We start from the raw sequence: 17,532 nt of genomic DNA on the forward strand, positions 1-17,532 counted from the left end.
AGGCTAGAATCGCCGCCGTCTGCTGCATGCTTCTTGTTCGAGGTCCGTTCCATGCAATGCCGTCCTGGTTGTGGCGCCTGCTGCATCTCCCCGTCGATCAGTTCCTTCATTCCCGGCATGCCCAATGGCAAGGCTGCTGGCGAGCGCTGCGTGAATCTGGCCGAGGACAACCGTTGTTCGATCTTCGGGCGCGAGGATCGACCCGCCGTGTGCGCCGCATTTTCAGCGGATTTCGCTGTCTGCGGTAATAGCCGTGAAGAAGCCATCCGCCTGCTGGCCTGGCTGGAAGGTGCTACGGCAACGGCTGTCTGACGCTCTACAGGCAAACTCCGGAGAATAAAATGTCGTTGACCCGTTTATTGCTAGCAAGTACGGCGCTGTGCATCGCCTCTGCCGCCCATGCCGAGGACTGGCGCCTGGCCAAAGACGAGGAGGGCATCAAGGTCTACCTCAGCGAAGTGGCCGGCTCTCCCTACAAGGCTTACCGCGGCGTAACCCTGATCAAGACCGACGTGGCCAAGCTCAGGGCGTTGCAGGAGGACGTGGTGGCTTCCTGTGCCTGGATCCACGAGTGTCAGGAGCAGCGGTTGCTCAAGCACGAAGGTGGCAAGAGCTGGACTTACACCCGCTTCAACACGCCATGGCCGGTGACGCCTCGGGATTCGATCATCGAGGTCACCACCGAGCAGGGCGCCGATGGCAGCGTGATCCGCACCCTTCACGGCGCGCCTGATTACCGCCCTGAGGAAAAGGGCTACGTACGCGTGGCCAGTGTCGAAGGCCAATGGACCATGACGCCCAAGCCCGACGGCATGGTTGAGGTGGTGTACGAAGCGCATACTGACCCAGGTGGCAGCGTGCCTTCTTGGCTGTCCAACAAGTTCGTGGTCGAGGCGCCCTTCAATACGCTCAAGGGCATGCGCCAAAAGGCCCAGCAGTAATTTTTCCAGGCCATAAAAAACCCGCCATAAAGGCGGGTTCTTGTTTGCGGGTGACGATCAGTCGTCGCCGCCCATGATGCCGAAGATCTGCAACAGGCTGACGAACAGGTTGTAGATCGATACGTACAGGCTGATGGTCGCCATGATGTAGTTGCGCTCACCACCATGAATGATCGCGCTGGTCTGGAACAGGATACAGGCCGACGAGAACAGCACGAAGCCAGCGCTGATCGCCAGTTGCAGGCCGCTGATCTGGAAGAAGAAGCTGGCCAGGATCGCGCCGAGCAGTACGAAGAAGCCGGCGGTGATGAAACCGCTCAGGAAGCTCATGTCCTTGCGGGTGGTCAGCACGTAAGCCGAGAGGCCGCCGAACACTACGGCCGTCATCATGAATGCGGAGCTGACGACTTCGGCGCCGTTGGCCATACCCAGGTAACGGTTGAGAATCGGGCCCAGGGTGTAACCCATGAAACCGGTGAGGGCGAAGGTCGACAGCAGGCCCCAGCCGGAATCACGCAGCTTGGCGGTCAGGAAGAACAGGCCGTAAAAGCCTATCAGTACCACGAAGATGTTCGGGTAGGGGACGTTGGCGCGTTGCGCCATGAAAGCCACGATGCCGCTGAATGCCAGGGTGAGAGCCAGCAAACCGTATGTGTTGCGCAGAACGCTGCTGACTGCGGTTTGTTCAACCCGTGAAGGGCTATGTGCGTAATCTTGTTCGCGCATGGCGACACTCCTAGTAAATGCTGTTGGTCCGTGACCAAGGTCGAGAAGCATCTTAACAGAGCCTTGGGTACTGCCAAGTCAGAGTGTTTGACAGTGTGTTGCGTTCCGGTAAGATGCCGCCCGCAGCCTGCAAGGTTGCAAAGGAATGTTTCGGCGAACCGACGCATTTCATGTCGACCTGGAGGGTTGGCAGAGCGGTTGAATGCACCGGTCTTGAAAACCGGCGAACGTTAATAGCGTTCCCAGGGTTCGAATCCCTGGCCCTCCACCATATACAAGAAGAAGCCCGGCACTCGCCGGGCTTTTTCATTCCTGTCCTGCCTCTGCGCAAATCCTCGACCGTTTACTTTTGCCGCGAGATCACAGCGTCATTCGCTCATCGCGTTCGAACATGCATCAGTGCGCAGTGCCGTGCCCAGGCAAGTCTGTATGCGGCCATGCGCGGCTGATCTGGCCCGATGAACTGCGAGGCTCAGTTCTGGCTGAACTCCCCGAGGATCTGCAGCAGCGAATAGATGCCTGCGCCCAGAAGCGAGGCGAGTGACAGGGCGACGCTGAGTGCTATCCAGATCATGGTCATGCTCTTCTATTGCTGGTTACGAATTGCCCACTGACCACTGGCGCTGGTCGGGACATGATCGAAATAGAATGGGTACTTTGCGGGTTCGTTCAGGGAATTTGTGCGACCGATCAGTCATGTTTTGCGCAATTGATGGATAGCTGGCTATCTATCGCTCAAGAGGCATATTGGTGGCCGGCATTCGTTGGGCGGACTCAGATTCAAAAGTGAGAGCGGGGCAGAGGACGTTGCATGGACGTGCAGGTTTTCAGCGCGGCTCTAGCGTGTCGAGGCCGCGCTGTGATTGCGGCGATGATCACCTCGATCAGTAACCCAGCGTACCTTTCAGATCGGCATACACCGCCGTCATGAGGATCTTGTTCTGCAGCTGGGCGGCGGTCAGGCGGCGTGTCGCCACCAGGTTACACTGCAGATCTAGGCAGTCGACCTGCAAGCCCTCAGCAGAAGTTTCCGTGACGATGTGATAACGGCCAGCGGTTACGGTTTTGAGCTGCTTGATGAGCATGTCCATGGAAAACCCCTCGGTATGGTTCGCGTTCTGTAAATTCAGAGCAATGCCTCGGGAGCCGCGTTCCGAATAAATTATTCGCGGGTCGATTTCCTGTTGCGGCGCTGATGATCAGGTGCGTGCGGCGTGGGGCCAGCGCATGTCGTAATGACCAGAGGAGAAGCGTGCCGAATACGCGAAGATGTACGTTTGTCAGATTCCGCTGCCTTCGGGTTACTTGACGCTTGTAAGTTGACGCTTATGGCTAACTCACCCGTCAGGTTTTTTGTTATGGTGTATTTCTCTCAGGTAGTCGCCGTGCGGCGCTCGCGCAGGTACGAGGTGTTCGTTTGATTAAGGTATTGGTTGTCGATGATCATGACCTCGTTCGTACGGGTATCTCGCGCATGTTGGCCGACATCGACGGCTTGCAGGTCACCGGTCAGGCCTGCTCGGGCGAAGAAGCGCTGAAGAAGGTTCGTGAGCTCAAGCCCGACGTTGTGTTGATGGACGTGAAGATGCCTGGCATTGGCGGGCTCGAGGCTACCCGCAAGTTGATGCGCAGCCATCCCGATCTCAAGGTCGTGGCGGTTACCGTGTGCGAGGAAGACCCGTTTCCGACTCGGTTGCTGCAGGCTGGCGCCGCAGGCTACCTGACCAAGGGCGCTGGCCTTGAAGAAATGGTGCAGGCCATTCGCATGGTGTTTGCCGGACAGCGTTTCATCAGCCCGCAGATCGCCCAGCAGTTGGCCCTGAAATCCTTCCAGCCGCAAAGCAGCAATTCGCCATTCGATCTGTTATCCGAGCGTGAGATCCAGATCGCGCTGATGATCGCCGGCTGCCAGAAAGTGCAGAGCATTTCCGACAAGCTGTGCCTGTCGCCCAAGACGGTCAATACCTACCGCTACCGGATCTTCGAGAAGCTTTCGATCACCAGCGACGTGGAGCTGGCGCTGCTCGCCGTCCGCCATGGCATGGTCGATGCCACCAGCTGAAGTGACGCCCGTGTTCGATTCCAGTGCTTTTCTCGCTACCTGCAGTGGGCGTCCGGGCGTCTACCGCATGTTCGACGCGAGCGGCAATCTGCTGTACGTCGGCAAGGCGAAGAACCTCAAGAAGCGACTCGCCAGCTACTTTCGCAAAACCGGGTTGGCGACCAAGACCATGGCGCTGGTGGGCAAGATCGCCCAGGTGGAAACGACCATCACCGGCAACGAGACCGAAGCGCTATTGCTCGAGCAGACGCTGATCAAGGAATGGCGGCCGCCGTACAACATCCTGCTGCGTGACGATAAATCCTACCCCTACGTGTTTCTGTCTGACGGCGATTACCCGCGCCTGGACATTCACCGTGGCGCGAAGAACCGCAAAGGTCGCTATTTCGGCCCCTATCCCAGTGCTGGCGCGATCCGCGAAAGCCTGGCGTTGTTGCAGAAGACCTTTCTGGTTCGCCAATGTGAGGACAGCTACTACCGCAATCGTACACGCCCGTGCCTGCAGTATCAGATCAAGCGCTGCAAGGCGCCGTGCGTAGGCCTGGTCGAACCGGCCGAATATGCCGAGGACGTGCGTCACTCGGTGATGTTTCTGGAAGGGCGCAGCAATGCCCTGAATGCCGAGCTTTCCACCAGCATGCAGCAGGCGTCCGCCGCGCTGGATTTCGAGAAGGCCGCCGAACTGCGTGATCAGATGGCCCTGCTGCGCCGCGTTCAGGATCAACAGAGCATGGAGGGCGGTAGCGGCGACGTCGATATCATCGCGGCGATGGTCAATCCCGGCGGTGCCTGCGTGCACCTGATCAGCGTGCGTGGCGGGCGTGTGCTGGGCAGCAAGAATTTCTTTCCTCAGGTGGCAATCGAGGAAGAAGCACAGGATGTGCTCGTCGCCTTTCTCGGCCAGTACTACCTGGGTAGCCATGAGCGGGACTTGCCCAGCGAGTTGATCGTCAATGCGCCTCACGAAGACTATCCCGTGCTGATCGCGGCGATTCAGGAATTGCGCGGTCGTGAGCTGGCCATCAGCTATCGGGTTCGTGGCACCCGTGCGCGCTGGCAGGCGCTGGCGGTCACCAATGCCGAGCAGGCGCTGGGCGCACGGCTGGCCAATCGCGAGCATATGGCCGGTCGCTTCGACTCGCTGGCCGAGGCGCTGGAGATGGATGAGGTGCCCCAGCGCCTGGAATGCTTCGATATCAGTCACTCCAGTGGCGAGGCGACGGTGGCGTCCTGCGTGGTATTCGGTCCGGAAGGCCCGATCAAGTCGGACTACCGACGCTACAACATCGAAGGCGTGACGGGCGGTGACGACTATGCAGCCATGCACCAGGCGCTTACTCGGCGTTTCAGCAAGGCCAAGCAGAACGAAGGCAAGCTGCCGGACATTCTTCTTGTCGACGGCGGCAAAGGCCAGCTGGCGATGGCCCGCGAGGTGTTGACCGAGCTCGAGGTCCCGCCGTTGATCCTGCTCGGCGTGGCCAAGGGCACCACCCGCAAGCCCGGCCTGGAAACCCTGTACCTGAACGATGCCGCCCATGAATTCACCCTGCCGGGCAATTCGCCAGCCTTGCACCTGATTCAGCAGATTCGCGACGAATCGCACCGTTTCGCCATTACCGGCCACCGGGCGCGCCGCGGCAAGGCGCGTCGCACCTCCAGTTTGGAGGAAGTGGCTGGCGTCGGGCCGAAACGGCGTCGTGAACTGCTCAACCATTTTGGCGGTCTGCAAGAGTTGTCCCGTGCCAGCACGGAAGAAATCGCCAAAGCACCCGGCATCAGTAAAAAGCTCGCCGGTTTGATTTATGCGGCACTGCACAGCGAGTAGAATGCCGCCTCACCTAACCGTCCAGTCGAGCCGATGAATATCCCCAACCTCCTAACGGTGCTCCGCGTTCTGCTGATCCCGATCTTCATCCTGTTGTTCTACATGCCATTTTCATGGAGCTATTGGGCTGCCAGCGCCGTGTTCGCCTTCGCTGCGCTAACCGATTGGCTGGATGGTTATCTGGCGCGCCGCTGGGAACAGAGCACGCCGTTCGGTGCGTTTCTGGATCCCGTTGCCGACAAGCTGATGGTGGCCACCGCGCTGGTGCTGCTGGTGGCTGAGCATGCCAATCTGTGGCTGACGCTGCCGGCAACCATCATCATTGGCCGCGAGATCGTCGTATCGGCACTGCGTGAATGGATGGCGGAGCTGGGCGCCAGGGCGCATGTAGCAGTCTCCAATCTGGGCAAATGGAAGACCGCTGCGCAGATGGTGGCGTTGGTGATCCTGCTCGGCAACCCGCCATTATTCGGTTTCTGGGTGTTGATGGGCTATGTGCTGTTGATCGTGGCCGCGGCGCTCACGCTGTGGTCGATGGCGCAGTATCTGCTCGCGGCCTGGCCGCATCTGAGCGTCACCGCAGAAAAGAAATAACTTTTTTGAATCAAGGGCTTGACTGGGCGTCGTGAAGATATAGAATGGCGCCCGTCGACAAGACAAGCGGGAATAGCTCAGTTGGTAGAGCACGACCTTGCCAAGGTCGGGGTCGCGAGTTCGAGTCTCGTTTCCCGCTCCAGTTTCAACGGGCCGTCACGTACGGCCCGTTCAGTTTAAGGCTGAGTAGCAGAGTGGTTATGCACCGGATTGCAAATCCGTGAACGCCGGTTCGATTCCGACCTCAGCCTCCAAACGCAAAGCCCCGTAGCCAATGGCTACGGGGCTTTTTTATTGCGTCTGAGAAAGTATGCGTCAGCTACTCATCCGTTCAGGTGCGCCAGTGTACTCAAAAGCTTGGCTCGGCTTTCGCTCAAGCGTCGTTAGATGCCATGAATGATTTTGACTGCGAGAGACGCTGGCGATCCGGATGCGGTTCAGATCAGGAAGCGCTTCAGAATGCCCAGCTCTCAACGCTGTGAGGGCAGGAATCCCAACGCGCTTTATGCCCAAACAATCAGGCTTGATTCAAACCGCTCTCGAGCGAGGGTAGCTGGTGAGAAAACGAGAGAGTTCGTCCCGGCCTGGTGCGCGGTGCGGGGCGCCGGGGCCGTCATTGGGGATATAGAACTTGTCGGAGCGGGGGTGCTTTTCCTCGGCCAGGGACACGGTCTGCAGTGATACCCAGGGCAACACGATTGCGCCATCCTCGAAACCGTAACAGCCGGAAAGCGAGGCCAGGTGAATGGTCTTTTTCTTACCGCCTGGCAGGGTCAGGGTGGCCTGGCGCTCATTGAACAGGCGACGGGCGAACACCGGGCCCAGAAGCTTTTCGATGTGCTCGTTCAGGCTGCTGAGGATTCCAGGAACCAGCATGACCTCGTCATGCTTGTTCATCGCCAGATCGAGAACGCGCGAGAACTCTTGCAGGCAAGCGCCGTACTTCAGGGTGTGGTGCATCATGGAGGGTGTGTCCTTACTCAGTGTGGCTCCTGTGTAATAGCGTAGCCCCCCAGCACAAATCTTGAAAGCTGCAGCCGTTGTGCAGGACAACAATCCGACGATCAGGCTTCCGTGTCTCAAGTCATCGCCCGTGGTTTTCACGGTTTCGAGCGCGGTTCTCGGCACGAGCTCAGCAGCCGGAAATAAAAAGCCCCGAATACTCGGGGCTTTGTTTGACCTGACGCAGCTTGCGCAGTCAGCGTGTGCCTGTCTTGAGCCCGTCGAGGTAATCGATATTGGCTTCCTGAGCTTTTTTGCCGGGTTTCGCCGCGGTTTGCAGCTCGCTCTTCAGCTTGGCTTCCAAGGCATCGATCAGCAGGGTCTGCCTGGCCTGGCCCTCAAGGTGAGCTTCGATGGCACGGATGATTTCGGTGTTCATGCTCGTGTAGTTGTCATTGGCCAGATCTTCGATGCGCTTGCGCATTCCATCAGGCAAACGGACGACGAACTTGTCCGCGGTGCGGGCATTGAAAATGGGTTTGCTCACGATTGGTTCCTCCATATCGAGTAATACTAGCTATTTGATGGTATCTGGAGCGATAGTTCAGTCGACCGGACGATTGGTCGTAAATAAGTCGCCGAGCCATCACTTACCGACCGAAAACCCGGCCCACGCAAGAAATGATTATTATACGCCGGGTAATGTGGCATAGTGATATCGCCTGTCAACTCACTTCCGGCATGGAAAGCCGGTAGCGTGATGCATGCATCACTATCTGAACGAACGAGAAGGACCTCGCATGACTGTTCACATCCCGTTATTGAAGATCGCCTCTGACATCGGCCTCAGCGAGAGCATGCTCTCGAGCTGGGTCACCCATTCGCGACCTTACGCGGACGGCAGCGGCTACCGTGTGTTTTTCAAGGTCGAGACGCCAGGCGATGTCCGTCAACTGCTGCCTCGAATCACGCCCACCAATATGTTGATCGTCCTGGCGCGCTGATCGACAAGGCGTAAGGGCGAGATCGTGTCGTTGGGCGGGAAAGTCCCCTCTAAGCATGTTCTTGAGAAGGCCGTCCACACAGTCTTGCTCGATGCCGTTCGCCATTCTTATCGTGCCCACAGCGGAGTGGGGCGGCTGACGAGCGGCCCCGAAGAGAGCCGAAATGGCCAGCCGATGGACGGGACAAAATGCCTCATGCCAGATCTTGCACGACAGCTAGACTCCACTCGTCATCAACGTGAGGAAGGAGTTTCCAGGATGATGTCCGTTCTCGAGCAGCGTCATATAGTCGAATGTGCCTTCTTGCCGTTGGCGTGCAGTTGCTCCATTGGCAGTGAGTCGGTGACGATTCAGATCAGGGACCCGGTCACCGCGCAGGTCTACCTCAATGTCACGGGTATCTCCCGCGCTGAACTGTCTACCTCGCGGCAGATTTCGCAGTTGGTGATGCAACTTCGCCAGGATCTGCTCACCCTGAATTCCGGCACCGCCAAGCGCCAGGCCTGAATGGGTGTGAAAGACAGAGGGAACTGCCAGCCCGGGCGGGCGGCCTCAGTTAGCAACACTGACTGAGGAGGGCGACGATATGGACGGTGGCAAATTCGATGGCTTCGACCTCGAGCGTTTCAACGCTTTGCTGGCGCAGGAGCTGGGCCTGACCGAAGATGAGCTGCAAACGTGGATGCAGGATGAGCGCGAACGCGTGGACGAAAACGGCCAGCTGATCGGTCATGCGGTTACTTTCAAGCCGGATATGCCCTTCGATCTGCGTGCGCGGGTGCGGGGTATGGCGGGCGACCATGTGGCTCATACCGGCATCATCCCGCTCGATGCCTGAGGTCTTGCAGGTCGCAAGCGGCAAAAAGCCTGAACTCTGCCGCTTGGCCAGGCCTCCAAAAAACGTCAACCACTGTTATGGAGCACTCGCCAATGGCACGTAAAACTTCGCTTGAGAGCGGCCTGGATCAGTTTCAACAGGAAAGCGCCAAGGAACTGAAGAAACTTCTCGATCAAGCCAGCAAGGCGCTGGGCGATGCTGAGTCGTTCTCCGGCGACAAGGCTCACGAAGCTCGTGAGAAAGTGATCGCGTTGCTGAATGAGGCCAAAGGCACCATCACCGATAAAGGTCGTGAGGCTGTCGAGCTTGGCCGTGAGACGATCGGCAACGCGCAGGATCGTATCGAAAGCAACCCGTGGACCTCGGTAGCCGTGGCCTCTGGTTTCGGCTTGCTGATTGGCCTGCTGGTTGGCCGTAGCAGCAAATAACTGCCGAAGCGCAGCTGCCTGAGCCCCGCAGAGCCTGCCAACGCTGTTGAGCTGCCAAGCCGGCAGCTCAGCGCATAACCTCGTAGATCACTGATTTACGGGGTTTTTTATTGCATGCTTTAAACTTGCGGCGCTGCCTGGGGGTGTATATAGTCCTGCCCTCGCATATTTCACCGCCCCGATGGTGAAATTGGTAAACACAGCAGACTTAAAATCTGCCGGCCGCAAGGCCTTGCCGGTTCGATTCCGGCTCGGGGCACCACTTCCAGCGTCGGCCCGTGCGAAGCCCTCGCGTCCTTCCACTCGTTCCCCTCGGGCGTGAAGCATGGACGGCACACTCGCTACGTTTCCCGAATTCTCCTTCGCCAATGGCCGATTACGGCGTATTCGCCCCGACGATATCGGTCAGGTCTATGCCGGCCTGTCTCACCCACAGGTGATCGCTCATTACGGCGTTTCCTACGCCAGCCTGGCCGCTACCCGCGAGCAGATGCACTGGTACGAGCAATTGCTCGAAGACGGTACGGGAATCTGGTGGGCTCTGGCGGATGACGACGATGCACTGATCGGCGCCTGCGGCTTCAATGATCGCAATCACCAGCATCGTCGCGTCGAAATGGGGTACTGGTTACTGCCGCAGCACTGGCAACGTGGCCTGATGGGGCAGGCGTTGCCGGCAATCCTCAGGCATGCATTCCTGGCCATGGGCGTGCACCGCATCCATCTCGATATCGAGCCCGACAACATCGCCAGCTGGCGACTTGCCGAGAAGCTCGGGTTCAGCCGCGACGGTACCTTGCGCGACGTCGAGTTCAAGAATGGCCGATATCTCAGCCTTCATCAGTACAGCTTGCTCGCTACCGACCAGGCCGCCCGCGCACTGCTCGGGGACTGAGCAGCGCCGATCGTGAAGGCTGGCCGTCGGGGATGACGGCCAGCGCGTGGCGTCAGAAGTGCGCCTTGACCAGCAGGCTGATGGCGCTCTGGTTGGTGCCACCGAGCACGTCGTCACCGAGCGGGCTGTCGTTGTCGATGCCGTACTTGTGCTTCCAGTAGTCGTATTCGACGCCTACGTAGAATTTCTGCCCCCAACCCATGGCCTTGGCCAGGTCATATTTGATCTGCGGGTTGATGTGCAGGTTGGCGTGATAGCTGTCGTCGTTGTCCACCACCCAGTCGATGAAGCCGTCGATCACCAGGTCGGAGCGGCCGACCGGGATGGTATAGCTCCACACTGGAGTGATCTGCCACACGTTGCGGCCGTCGCGCTTGCCGTCCGGGCGGCGCAGGTAGGTGTTGAGCTGGAAGTAGTCGAAGCCGGGTATGGCCAGATCCACTGCCGGGCCCAGCAGGTAGGCGTCGACATCGTCCTCGCCGAATTCGTAGGTGGCGGACAGCAGAACATCCTTGACCGGCCCGAACGACAGGTCGGCACCGCTGAGTTTGCCGAATGACAAGCGCGGGCTGATTTCACCGTAGAAGGTGTGGCCGTCACCGGCACCGTTGGTGGCGTCGGTGTTGTACTTGATGCCGTCGACGAACAGAAACAGGTCACCGAAGCTCCAGCCGCTGGCGTGCTCGAAGGTCAGCGTCTGCTGGCGTGGCGGATCGATCTTGAAGTCGATGCCGTTGAGGTAGGTCAGGCTGTTGTCCTGCCACAACAGGAGATCGGCCATGGCCTGGGCAGGCGCCAGCAGGCTGCCCGCCAGCAACAGGGAGGTTGCGGTGTGTTTCATCGAGAGGTGTTCCGGCAAGTGTTGAATAGTCGCTACGCAGCGCCGCTGCGCAAAGCCGCCCTGGCTATCCGAGGCGTTGGCGCAGGCAGGCGAGGGCTCTGCAATGGCCATCCCAGCTGCGCGCGGCGCGGGAGTTTACAGGATTTGCCGGTATCCGATACGGCGCCTCTCGGCCTGGCCGCAGAAACAGCTGCGCCGCTGCCCCTTGAAGGGGAAGCGGCGCAGGTTGAATGGTATTCGGGGCGGATCAGACGTCGAGTTGCTTGGCCGTCTCGACGCCGGATGAGCTGAGTTTGATGGGGTAGTGGATGGACAGCTCGCCGCCCGATTCGGAAAGGTTGCCATCGTGGATCAGGCCGCCTTTGTGAAGGTGCCTCAGCACGTCCACGACCGCGTACTCGCCGCGGAAATTGTCCAGTACCTCTTTGCCCAGGCCTGCCGGATGCGCGTGCAGCAGACGAGTGAGAACTTCTTTCTTCAGGTCATTGTCGATGGACATGCGAACCTCGCGTTGCGGTGGGTTTCACCTGTTGTGACTTCCCGCCGCCGCAAACGTTTGAGCTGTTTGCATTGCTCCCGTTGTAAGCCTTGCGCGTCCTGCTAGACTGCTGCGGCGTCGATAACCCTCTCTCATTCAGGGACTTCCATGATCAAAAAATGCTTGTTTCCTGCCGCTGGCTACGGCACTCGTTTTCTCCCGGCAACCAAGGCCATGCCCAAGGAAATGCTGCCAATCGTGAACAAGCCGTTGATCCAATACGGTGTGGAGGAAGCGCTGTCCGCCGGCCTTACCGAAATCGCCATGGTGACCGGTCGTGGCAAGCGTTCGCTGGAAGATCATTTCGACATCAGTTACGAGCTGGAAGAGCAGATCCGCAACACCGACAAGGAAAAGTACCTGGTCGGTATCCGTCGCCTGATCGACAACTGCACCTTTTCCTACACCCGCCAGGTGGAAATGAAAGGCCTGGGCCACGCCATCCTCAGCGGCCGTCCGTTGATCGGTGACGAGCCGTTCGCCGTTGTTCTGGCCGATGACCTGTGCCTGAACCTGGAAGGCGACAGCGTGCTGACCCAGATGGTCAAGCTGTACAACCAGTTCCGCTGCTCGATCGTGGCGGTGCAGGAAGTGCCGATGGACGAGATCCACAAGTACGGCGTGATTGCCGGCGAGATGATCCGCGACGACATCTTCCGCGTGAACAGCATGGTCGAGAAGCCCAAGGCCGAAGATGCGCCGTCCAACCTGGCGATCATCGGCCGCTACATCCTGACCCCGGACATCTTCGAGTTGATCGAGAAGACCGAGCCGGGCAAAGGTGGTGAGATCCAGATCACCGACGCGCTGATGAAGCAGGCCCAGGACGGTTGTGTGCTGGCTTACAAATTCAAGGGCCAGCGCTTCGATTGCGGTGGCGCCGAGGGTTACATCGAGGCGACCAACTTCTGCTTCGAGAATCTGTACAAGACCGGTAAAGGCTGAGGCTCGCCAGCCTCATGCTTGGAAAAACCGCCTTCGGGCGGTTTTTTATGCCTGCCGTATTTAACCAGGGCCAGTTCAGCTGGCGTTGATCGGCGTCGCACCGGGGCCAAGCGGCTGGCCATAGCTGAACTCGACCTGATGGCCTGCCGGATCGCGGACGCCGCAGTAATAGCCAACCGGGTAAGGCTCGTCGCGTTGCGCCCAGAGCAGGCATCCGGCGGCTTCGGCCTTGGCGACCACCGCGTCGACCTCATCACGGCTCTGCAGGGCAAAGCCGAAGTGGCTGTAATCGCCAGGCGCCAATCGGCGAGGCTCGCCACCGGGCATGATGACGAAGATGAATTCGCTCTCACGTCCCGGCTCGGCCATCCACACGATCTGCGAACCCTTGCCAGGGCGGCGGTGGATGACCCGCATGCCGCAGAAATCTTCGTAGAAGCTGATGCAGGCCTGCAGGTCCGGTACGTGCAGGGCAAGATGGGTGAGAATCGGGCGCATGGTCTGGTTCCTCCTCTCGGCTCTAGACCCAATGTGGCGGTGACAAGTTTGCCCCATGTGCCAGGCGGGCAGGGCGCTGCGTTTACGGTATGCTCTGCGTCTGTTCAGGAGGCTTCTATGACCTACGATTTCGATCTGTTTGTAATCGGCGCCGGCTCCGGCGGTGTACGTGCAGCACGCTTCGCGGCGGGCTACGGCGCCCGGGTGGCCGTGGCGGAAAGCCGTTATCTGGGCGGTACCTGCGTCAACGTTGGCTGCGTGCCTAAAAAGCTGCTGGTCTATGGGGCGCAATTCGCCGATGAGTTCGAACACGCCGAAGGTTTTGGCTGGACGCCCGGCCAGGCCAGCTTCAGCTGGCCGACGCTGATCGCCAACAAGAACCGCGAGATCGAACGCCTAAACGGCATCTACCGCAAACTGCTGGTGGGCAGTGGCGTCACCCTGGTCGAGGGCCATGCGCGCCTGCTCGACGAGCATCGGGTGGAAGTCGACGGCAAGATTTACAGCGCCGAGCGTATCCTCATCGCAACCGGCGGCTGGCCCCATGTTCCCGAGATCCCGGGCCATGAGCATGCGATCAACTCAAACCAGGCGTTTTTCCTGGAAGAGCTGCCCAGGCGCATCCTGGTGGTCGGCGGTGGCTACATCGCGGTGGAGTTCGCCTCGATCTTCAACGGTCTTGGCGCGCAGACTTCGCTCTTGTACCGCGGCGATTTGTTCCTGCGTGGCTTCGACAAATCCCTGCGTACCCACCTGCATGAGGAACTCGGCAAGCGCGGCCTGGACGTGCAGTTCAACACCGACATCGCACGCATCGACAAGCAGGCCGACGGCAGCCTCAAGGCGACGCTCAAGGATGGCCGTACGCTGGAAGCCGACTGCATCTTCTACGCCACCGGTCGCCGCCCAATGCTCGACAACCTGGGCCTGGAAAATACCTCGGTCAGCCTGGACGACAAGGGTTACATCGAGGTCGATGACGAGTACCAAACCCGCGCACCGTCGATTCTGGCCATCGGTGACGTGATCGGTCGCGTGCAGCTCACCCCCGTGGCGCTGGCCGAAGGCATGGCGGTGGCACGGCGCCTGTTCAAACCGGAGGAATACCGCAAGGTCGACTACCGGATGATCCCAACGGCGGTGTTCAGCCTGCCGAACATCGGCACCGTGGGCCTTTCTGAGGAGCAGGCGCGTGAAGCAGGACACGAGGTGAAGATCTTCGAGAGCCGCTTCCGGCCGATGAAGCTGACCCTGACCGAGAGCGACGAGCGCACGCTGATGAAGCTGGTGGTCGACGCCAAGACCGATCGCGTGCTGGGCTGCCACATGGTCGGGCCCGATGCCGGCGAAATCGTCCAGGGCTTGGCGGTCGCGCTCAAGGCTGGGGCGACCAAGCAGGTATTCGATGAAACCATCGGTGTGCACCCTAGCGCGGCCGAAGAGTTCGTGACCTTGCGTACGCCGGTGAACTGACTTGTCGATGAACCAGCTGTTCTATTTCGCGGATCTGTTCGGGGTGGCGGTGTTCGCCATCACCGGCGCGCTGATGGCCGGACGCAAGTCCATGGACCTGTTCGGCGTGCTGGTCATCGCCATCATTACCGCCCTGGGCGGTGGCACCCTGCGCGACGTGATTTTGGGTAACCACCCGGTCAGCTGGATTCGCAACGACACCTACATCCTGGTGGCTACCCTTGCGGCGCTGGGCACGGTGGTCTGGGTGCGCATGACCCGGCCGATCCATGAAAAGGGCTTGCTGATCGCTGACGCGTTCGGGCTGGCCGTGTTCACCGTGATCGGCACCGAGGTCGCGCTGCAGTACGCGATGCCCTCCAGCACGGCGGTGATCATGGGCATCATGACCGGCGTCGCCGGCGGTGTGATGCGCGACGTGATCTGCAACGAGATCCCGCTGATCTTCAAGAAGGAGATCTACGCCACCGCCTGCCTGGCCGGCGCGGTGACCTTCGTGCTGCTGCGCATGTTGCAAACCCCGCACTGGCTGGATACCGGCCTGGCCATGCTGGTGGTACTGGGCATTCGCCTGGCCGCGATCCGCTGGCGGTTTTCGCTGCCCAGTTTTCACCTGCTCGATCGTGAATAGACGCGCGCCAGCCAGGGGCTGGCGCGTTTCATTCAGCGTCGTCGAGGCGCAGGTCAGGAATGTGCGGTGTCGTTACCGAGAAACTTGCTGAGAAACTGCTGGGTGCGTGCCTGTTTAGGTGCGCTGAACAGTTCGCGGGCGTCGCCCTGTTCGACGATCACGCCGCCGTCGATGAAGATGGCACGGTTGGCCACGTCACGGGCGAAACTCATCTCGTGGGTGACGATCACCAGCGTGCGATTCTCTTCGGCCAGGGCGCGGATGGTCGCCAGCACTTCGCCGACCAGTTCCGGGTCCAGCGCCGAGGTGGGTTCGTCGAACAGGATCACGTCCGGCTCCATGGCCAGCGCCCGGGCGATGGCCACCCGCTGTTGCTGGCCGCCGGACAGGCGTTTGGGGTAGGCGTCTTCCTTGCCGGCCAGGCCGACCTTGGCCAGTAGTTGCCTGCCCAGTTCAATGGCCTTGTCGCGCGGCTGCTTCCTGACCACAACGGGACCTTCGATGACGTTCTCCAGGGCGCTGCGGTGGGGAAACAGGTTGAAGTTCTGGAACACGAAACCCACGTGTTGGCGCAGCTTGCGGATCAGCCCCTGTTGTTGGCCGATCGGTTTGCTGGCATCGATTTCGATGTCGCCGACGCGAATGCTGCCGCCATCGGGCGTTTCCAGCAGGTTGAGACAGCGCAGCAGGGTAGTCTTGCCCGAGCCGCTGGGGCCGATGATGGCAACGACCTCGCCGGGGGCGATATCCAGGTCGATACCCTTGAGTACGGTCTGGCCTTTGAAGGATTTGCTCAGGTTGCGAACGGTGATCATGCTCGAAGCCATCAGTTGTCCGCCTCGTGACGGTTGACGCGTGCTTCCAGGCGGTTCTGCAAGTGGGCGAGCAGGCTGGAGAGAATCCAGTAGATCACCGTTGCCGCCAGGTACATGGCGAATACCTCATAAGTGCGCGCGGTGATCAACTGGGCCTGCCGGAACAGCTCCGGCACCTGGATGGTGGCCGCCAGGGCGGTGTCCTTGACCAGTGAGATGAAGCTGTTGCCCAGCGGTGGCAGGGCCGTACGCATCGCTTGCGGTAGAATGGTGCGCAGCATCGTCTGGCTCTTGCTCATGCCGATGCTGGCAGCTGCTTCCCACTGGCCACGGTCGATGGAGGCGATGGCCGCCCGCATGATCTCGGCGACATAGGCCGCCATGTTCAGGGAGAAACCGATCAGTGCCGCGGTCAGGGGCTCGAGTTGCAGCCCCAGTTCAGGTAGCCCGAAGTAGATGACGAACAGTTGCACCAGCAGCGGCGTACCGCGGAAGAACGAAATGTAGACCCTGGCCAGCCAGCCCAGTGGGGCGATGGCATAGAGCCTCACCAGGGCAAGGCCGAAGCCCAGCAGCATGCCGAAGAACATGCCGCCAAGGCTCAGAACGATGGTCCAAATCGCGCCCTTGAGGAGAAAGGGCAGGGAGTCCAGCACCAGCTGGAAGGTGTCCGGCATCATTGAGTGACGTCAGCCTTGAACCATTTCTCGGAGAGTTGCTTCAGGGTGCCGTCGCTGCGCAGCTTGGCAAGGGCCTTGTCGATGGCTGCGAGCAGTTCCGGGTTGCCTTTGCGCATCGCGATCCCCGACTCCTGACGGGAGAACGCGTCACCGGCAACGGCCATGCGCTCACCGGTCTTGGCAACCATCTCGAACGCGGCCAGGCGGTCGACCAGTACGACGTCGATGCGGCCCACGTTGAGGTCCTGGAACTTGGTCGGATCATCGTCGTAGGTACGGATGTCGGCCTGCGGCACGTTCTCTTTCAGCCACTGCTCGTAGTTAGTGCCCAGGCCCACACCGACTTTCTTGCCGGCCAGGTCCGCGGCGGTTTTCACGCTGTCCGCTTCGCTCTTGCGGGTCAGGGCCTGGATGCCCGAGACGGTGTAGGGCGTGGAAAAATCGTACTTTTTCTTGCGCTCGTCGGAGATGGTGACCTGGTTGATCACCACATCGATGCGGCCCGATTCAAGGGAGGCGAGAATGCCGTCCCATTTGGTCGGCTGGAAGCTCGCGGTCACACCCAGCTCTTTGGCCAATGCGTTGGCCAGATCCACTTCGAAGCCGGCGAGCTTGCCGCTTTCGTCCTGGAAGTTGAAAGGCGGATAAGTGCCTTCCAGGCCCACCTTGATGCTGCCGCTGTCCTTGATCTTCTGTAGGTCATCGGCTGCGTAAGCCTGGCCACCGAAGCCGGCGAACAGCGCCAGACCGAGGCTGCCAATAAGGAAATGTCGACGCAGGGTGGCGATTATCATGATCGAGCCTCGATGGTTTGTTTTGTTAGGTGCGGTTGGGACGCGGCACTCTACGGTTGCCT

General features: G+C 60.0%; 23 protein-coding genes and 4 tRNA genes. 17 read left to right on the plus strand and 10 right to left on the minus strand.

The annotated features are described in order from the left end of the window. Window positions 1-51 precede the first annotated feature (51 nt). Window positions 52-312, plus strand: coding sequence for a YkgJ family cysteine cluster protein (locus tag BVH01_RS09925; RefSeq protein WP_070887505.1), 261 nt, complete (start codon window positions 52-54; stop codon window positions 310-312). A gap of 29 nt (window positions 313-341) precedes the next feature. Continuing rightward, window positions 342-941, plus strand: a complete 600-nt coding sequence (locus BVH01_RS09930; RefSeq protein WP_075930169.1) for an START domain-containing protein — start codon at window positions 342-344, stop codon at window positions 939-941. A gap of 57 nt (window positions 942-998) precedes the next feature. On the opposite strand, the gene BVH01_RS09935 is transcribed toward BVH01_RS09930, so the two are convergent. Further along, window positions 999-1,667, minus strand: a complete 669-nt coding sequence (locus BVH01_RS09935) for a Bax inhibitor-1/YccA family protein (protein WP_075930170.1) — start codon at window positions 1,665-1,667, stop codon at window positions 999-1,001. 180 nt (window positions 1,668-1,847) lie between these two features. On the opposite strand from BVH01_RS09935, the gene BVH01_RS09940 reads away from it, so the two are divergent. After that, window positions 1,848-1,938 (plus strand) — tRNA-Ser (locus BVH01_RS09940). 613 nt (window positions 1,939-2,551) lie between these two features. Here the strand turns inward: BVH01_RS09940 and BVH01_RS09945 are convergent. Beyond that, window positions 2,552-2,758: a hypothetical protein gene (locus BVH01_RS09945; protein WP_074888029.1), complete on the minus strand. Its 207-nt coding sequence runs from the start codon at window positions 2,756-2,758 to the stop codon at window positions 2,552-2,554. A gap of 326 nt (window positions 2,759-3,084) precedes the next feature. Here BVH01_RS09945 and uvrY point away from each other — a divergent pair, with 326 nt between their 5' ends. From uvrY to BVH01_RS09970, 5 genes are all read left to right on the plus strand, one after another. Next, the gene (gene uvrY / locus BVH01_RS09950) at window positions 3,085-3,729 is read left to right on the plus strand and encodes a UvrY/SirA/GacA family response regulator transcription factor (RefSeq protein ID WP_075930171.1); all 645 of its coding nucleotides are present in this window, start codon (window positions 3,085-3,087) and stop codon (window positions 3,727-3,729) included. A 1-nt stretch (window position 3,730) separates the two neighbouring features. Continuing rightward, window positions 3,731-5,554, plus strand: coding sequence for an excinuclease ABC subunit UvrC (gene uvrC, locus BVH01_RS09955; RefSeq protein ID WP_075930999.1), 1,824 nt, complete (start codon window positions 3,731-3,733; stop codon window positions 5,552-5,554). A 33-nt stretch (window positions 5,555-5,587) separates the two neighbouring features. Further along, the gene (gene pgsA / locus BVH01_RS09960) at window positions 5,588-6,148 is read left to right on the plus strand and encodes a CDP-diacylglycerol--glycerol-3-phosphate 3-phosphatidyltransferase (RefSeq protein ID WP_075930172.1); all 561 of its coding nucleotides are present in this window, start codon (window positions 5,588-5,590) and stop codon (window positions 6,146-6,148) included. Between the two features lie 66 nt (window positions 6,149-6,214). After that, window positions 6,215-6,290 (plus strand) — tRNA-Gly (locus BVH01_RS09965). 38 nt (window positions 6,291-6,328) lie between these two features. Next, window positions 6,329-6,402: transfer RNA gene (locus tag BVH01_RS09970), tRNA-Cys, on the plus strand. A gap of 274 nt (window positions 6,403-6,676) precedes the next feature. Here BVH01_RS09970 and BVH01_RS09975 read toward each other — a convergent pair. Further along, window positions 6,677-7,111, minus strand: a complete 435-nt coding sequence (locus tag BVH01_RS09975) for a hypothetical protein (RefSeq protein WP_075930173.1) — start codon at window positions 7,109-7,111, stop codon at window positions 6,677-6,679. Between the two features lie 235 nt (window positions 7,112-7,346). Next, a complete protein-coding gene (locus BVH01_RS09980; RefSeq protein ID WP_013791523.1) occupies window positions 7,347-7,637 on the minus strand; it encodes an Arc family DNA-binding protein in 291 nt (96 codons plus the stop codon). 253 nt (window positions 7,638-7,890) lie between these two features. On the opposite strand from BVH01_RS09980, the gene BVH01_RS09985 reads away from it, so the two are divergent. From BVH01_RS09985 to BVH01_RS10010, 6 genes are all read left to right on the plus strand, one after another. Continuing rightward, entirely contained in the window at window positions 7,891-8,094 is a 204-nt protein-coding gene (locus tag BVH01_RS09985) for a hypothetical protein (RefSeq protein WP_075930174.1), read from the plus strand. Window positions 8,095-8,352: 258 nt separating this feature from the next. After that, the gene (locus BVH01_RS09990) at window positions 8,353-8,601 is read left to right on the plus strand and encodes a DUF1652 domain-containing protein (protein WP_075930175.1); all 249 of its coding nucleotides are present in this window, start codon (window positions 8,353-8,355) and stop codon (window positions 8,599-8,601) included. 79 nt (window positions 8,602-8,680) lie between these two features. Beyond that, window positions 8,681-8,932 (plus strand): hypothetical protein, encoded by a 252-nt coding sequence (locus tag BVH01_RS09995; protein WP_075930176.1) that lies wholly within the window; start codon window positions 8,681-8,683, stop codon window positions 8,930-8,932. A 77-nt stretch (window positions 8,933-9,009) separates the two neighbouring features. Beyond that, complete coding sequence (locus BVH01_RS10000; RefSeq protein ID WP_083651909.1) at window positions 9,010-9,360, plus strand: YqjD family protein; 351 nt, start codon at window positions 9,010-9,012, stop codon at window positions 9,358-9,360. Window positions 9,361-9,535: 175 nt separating this feature from the next. Beyond that, window positions 9,536-9,622 (plus strand) — tRNA-Leu (locus BVH01_RS10005). A gap of 63 nt (window positions 9,623-9,685) precedes the next feature. Further along, window positions 9,686-10,255: a GNAT family N-acetyltransferase gene (locus BVH01_RS10010; protein ID WP_075930177.1), complete on the plus strand. Its 570-nt coding sequence runs from the start codon at window positions 9,686-9,688 to the stop codon at window positions 10,253-10,255. Between the two features lie 52 nt (window positions 10,256-10,307). Here BVH01_RS10010 and BVH01_RS10015 read toward each other — a convergent pair whose 3' ends face one another. Beyond that, the gene (locus tag BVH01_RS10015; protein ID WP_075930178.1) at window positions 10,308-11,096 is read right to left on the minus strand and encodes an outer membrane protein OmpK; all 789 of its coding nucleotides are present in this window, start codon (window positions 11,094-11,096) and stop codon (window positions 10,308-10,310) included. Window positions 11,097-11,343: 247 nt separating this feature from the next. Next, window positions 11,344-11,595 carry a hypothetical protein gene (locus tag BVH01_RS10020; protein ID WP_075930179.1) on the minus strand — a complete coding sequence of 84 codons (252 nt, stop codon included), beginning with the start codon at window positions 11,593-11,595 and terminating at the stop codon, window positions 11,344-11,346. A gap of 147 nt (window positions 11,596-11,742) precedes the next feature. Between BVH01_RS10020 and galU the strand changes: the two genes are divergently transcribed. Then, complete coding sequence (galU, locus tag BVH01_RS10025; protein ID WP_075930180.1) at window positions 11,743-12,579, plus strand: UTP--glucose-1-phosphate uridylyltransferase GalU; 837 nt, start codon at window positions 11,743-11,745, stop codon at window positions 12,577-12,579. Between the two features lie 75 nt (window positions 12,580-12,654). On the opposite strand, the gene BVH01_RS10030 is transcribed toward galU, so the two are convergent. Beyond that, entirely contained in the window at window positions 12,655-13,077 is a 423-nt protein-coding gene (locus BVH01_RS10030; RefSeq protein ID WP_075930181.1) for a VOC family protein, read from the minus strand. 117 nt (window positions 13,078-13,194) lie between these two features. On the opposite strand from BVH01_RS10030, the gene gorA reads away from it, so the two are divergent. After that, window positions 13,195-14,550, plus strand: coding sequence for a glutathione-disulfide reductase (gorA, locus tag BVH01_RS10035; RefSeq protein WP_075930182.1), 1,356 nt, complete (start codon window positions 13,195-13,197; stop codon window positions 14,548-14,550). A gap of 7 nt (window positions 14,551-14,557) precedes the next feature. Then, window positions 14,558-15,181 (plus strand): trimeric intracellular cation channel family protein, encoded by a 624-nt coding sequence (locus tag BVH01_RS10040; RefSeq protein ID WP_075930183.1) that lies wholly within the window; start codon window positions 14,558-14,560, stop codon window positions 15,179-15,181. Window positions 15,182-15,234: 53 nt separating this feature from the next. Here the strand turns inward: BVH01_RS10040 and tcyN are convergent, their stop codons facing one another. Genes tcyN through tcyJ form a run of 3 tightly spaced genes read right to left on the minus strand, consistent with a single transcriptional unit; the run spans window position 15,235 to window position 17,470 of the window. Continuing rightward, window positions 15,235-15,996: an L-cystine ABC transporter ATP-binding protein TcyN gene (tcyN, locus tag BVH01_RS10045; protein WP_075931000.1), complete on the minus strand. Its 762-nt coding sequence runs from the start codon at window positions 15,994-15,996 to the stop codon at window positions 15,235-15,237. An 11-nt stretch (window positions 15,997-16,007) separates the two neighbouring features. Continuing rightward, a complete protein-coding gene (tcyL, locus tag BVH01_RS10050) occupies window positions 16,008-16,676 on the minus strand; it encodes a cystine ABC transporter permease (protein WP_075930184.1) in 669 nt (222 codons plus the stop codon). Continuing rightward, window positions 16,673-17,470, minus strand: coding sequence for a cystine ABC transporter substrate-binding protein (gene tcyJ, locus BVH01_RS10055; protein ID WP_075930185.1), 798 nt, complete (start codon window positions 17,468-17,470; stop codon window positions 16,673-16,675). Before tcyJ ends, tcyL begins: the two co-directional genes overlap by 4 nt. Window positions 17,471-17,532 lie beyond the last annotated feature (62 nt).

Origin of the sequence: Pseudomonas sp. PA1(2017) (assembly GCF_001945375.1) — a bacterium.
GTDB lineage: Bacteria > Pseudomonadota > Gammaproteobacteria > Pseudomonadales > Pseudomonadaceae > Aquipseudomonas.

Bases quoted from the DNA above. Each gene is read 5' to 3' on its own strand.
- BVH01_RS10000 (WP_083651909.1), top strand. From the start codon at position 9,010: ATGGAGCACTCGCCAATGGCACGTAAAACTTCGCTTGAGAGCGGCCTG.
- BVH01_RS10020 (WP_075930179.1), bottom strand. From the start codon at position 11,595: ATGTCCATCGACAATGACCTGAAGAAAGAAGTTCTCACTCGTCTGCTG.
- tcyL (WP_075930184.1), bottom strand. From the start codon at position 16,676: ATGATGCCGGACACCTTCCAGCTGGTGCTGGACTCCCTGCCCTTTCTC.
- BVH01_RS09995 (WP_075930176.1), top strand. From the start codon at position 8,681: ATGGACGGTGGCAAATTCGATGGCTTCGACCTCGAGCGTTTCAACGCT.
- BVH01_RS09925 (WP_070887505.1), top strand. From the start codon at position 52: ATGCAATGCCGTCCTGGTTGTGGCGCCTGCTGCATCTCCCCGTCGATC.
- BVH01_RS09990 (WP_075930175.1), top strand. From the start codon at position 8,353: ATGATGTCCGTTCTCGAGCAGCGTCATATAGTCGAATGTGCCTTCTTG.
- galU (WP_075930180.1), top strand. From the start codon at position 11,743: ATGATCAAAAAATGCTTGTTTCCTGCCGCTGGCTACGGCACTCGTTTT.
- BVH01_RS10030 (WP_075930181.1), bottom strand. From the start codon at position 13,077: ATGCGCCCGATTCTCACCCATCTTGCCCTGCACGTACCGGACCTGCAG.
- BVH01_RS09975 (WP_075930173.1), bottom strand. From the start codon at position 7,111: ATGATGCACCACACCCTGAAGTACGGCGCTTGCCTGCAAGAGTTCTCG.
- BVH01_RS10015 (WP_075930178.1), bottom strand. From the start codon at position 11,096: ATGAAACACACCGCAACCTCCCTGTTGCTGGCGGGCAGCCTGCTGGCG.
- tcyN (WP_075931000.1), bottom strand. From the start codon at position 15,996: ATGATCACCGTTCGCAACCTGAGCAAATCCTTCAAAGGCCAGACCGTA.
- BVH01_RS09935 (WP_075930170.1), bottom strand. From the start codon at position 1,667: ATGCGCGAACAAGATTACGCACATAGCCCTTCACGGGTTGAACAAACC.
- tcyJ (WP_075930185.1), bottom strand. From the start codon at position 17,470: ATGATAATCGCCACCCTGCGTCGACATTTCCTTATTGGCAGCCTCGGT.
- BVH01_RS10010 (WP_075930177.1), top strand. From the start codon at position 9,686: ATGGACGGCACACTCGCTACGTTTCCCGAATTCTCCTTCGCCAATGGC.
- BVH01_RS09945 (WP_074888029.1), bottom strand. From the start codon at position 2,758: ATGGACATGCTCATCAAGCAGCTCAAAACCGTAACCGCTGGCCGTTAT.
- BVH01_RS09985 (WP_075930174.1), top strand. From the start codon at position 7,891: ATGACTGTTCACATCCCGTTATTGAAGATCGCCTCTGACATCGGCCTC.
- BVH01_RS09930 (WP_075930169.1), top strand. From the start codon at position 342: ATGTCGTTGACCCGTTTATTGCTAGCAAGTACGGCGCTGTGCATCGCC.
- gorA (WP_075930182.1), top strand. From the start codon at position 13,195: ATGACCTACGATTTCGATCTGTTTGTAATCGGCGCCGGCTCCGGCGGT.
- pgsA (WP_075930172.1), top strand. From the start codon at position 5,588: ATGAATATCCCCAACCTCCTAACGGTGCTCCGCGTTCTGCTGATCCCG.
- BVH01_RS10040 (WP_075930183.1), top strand. From the start codon at position 14,558: ATGAACCAGCTGTTCTATTTCGCGGATCTGTTCGGGGTGGCGGTGTTC.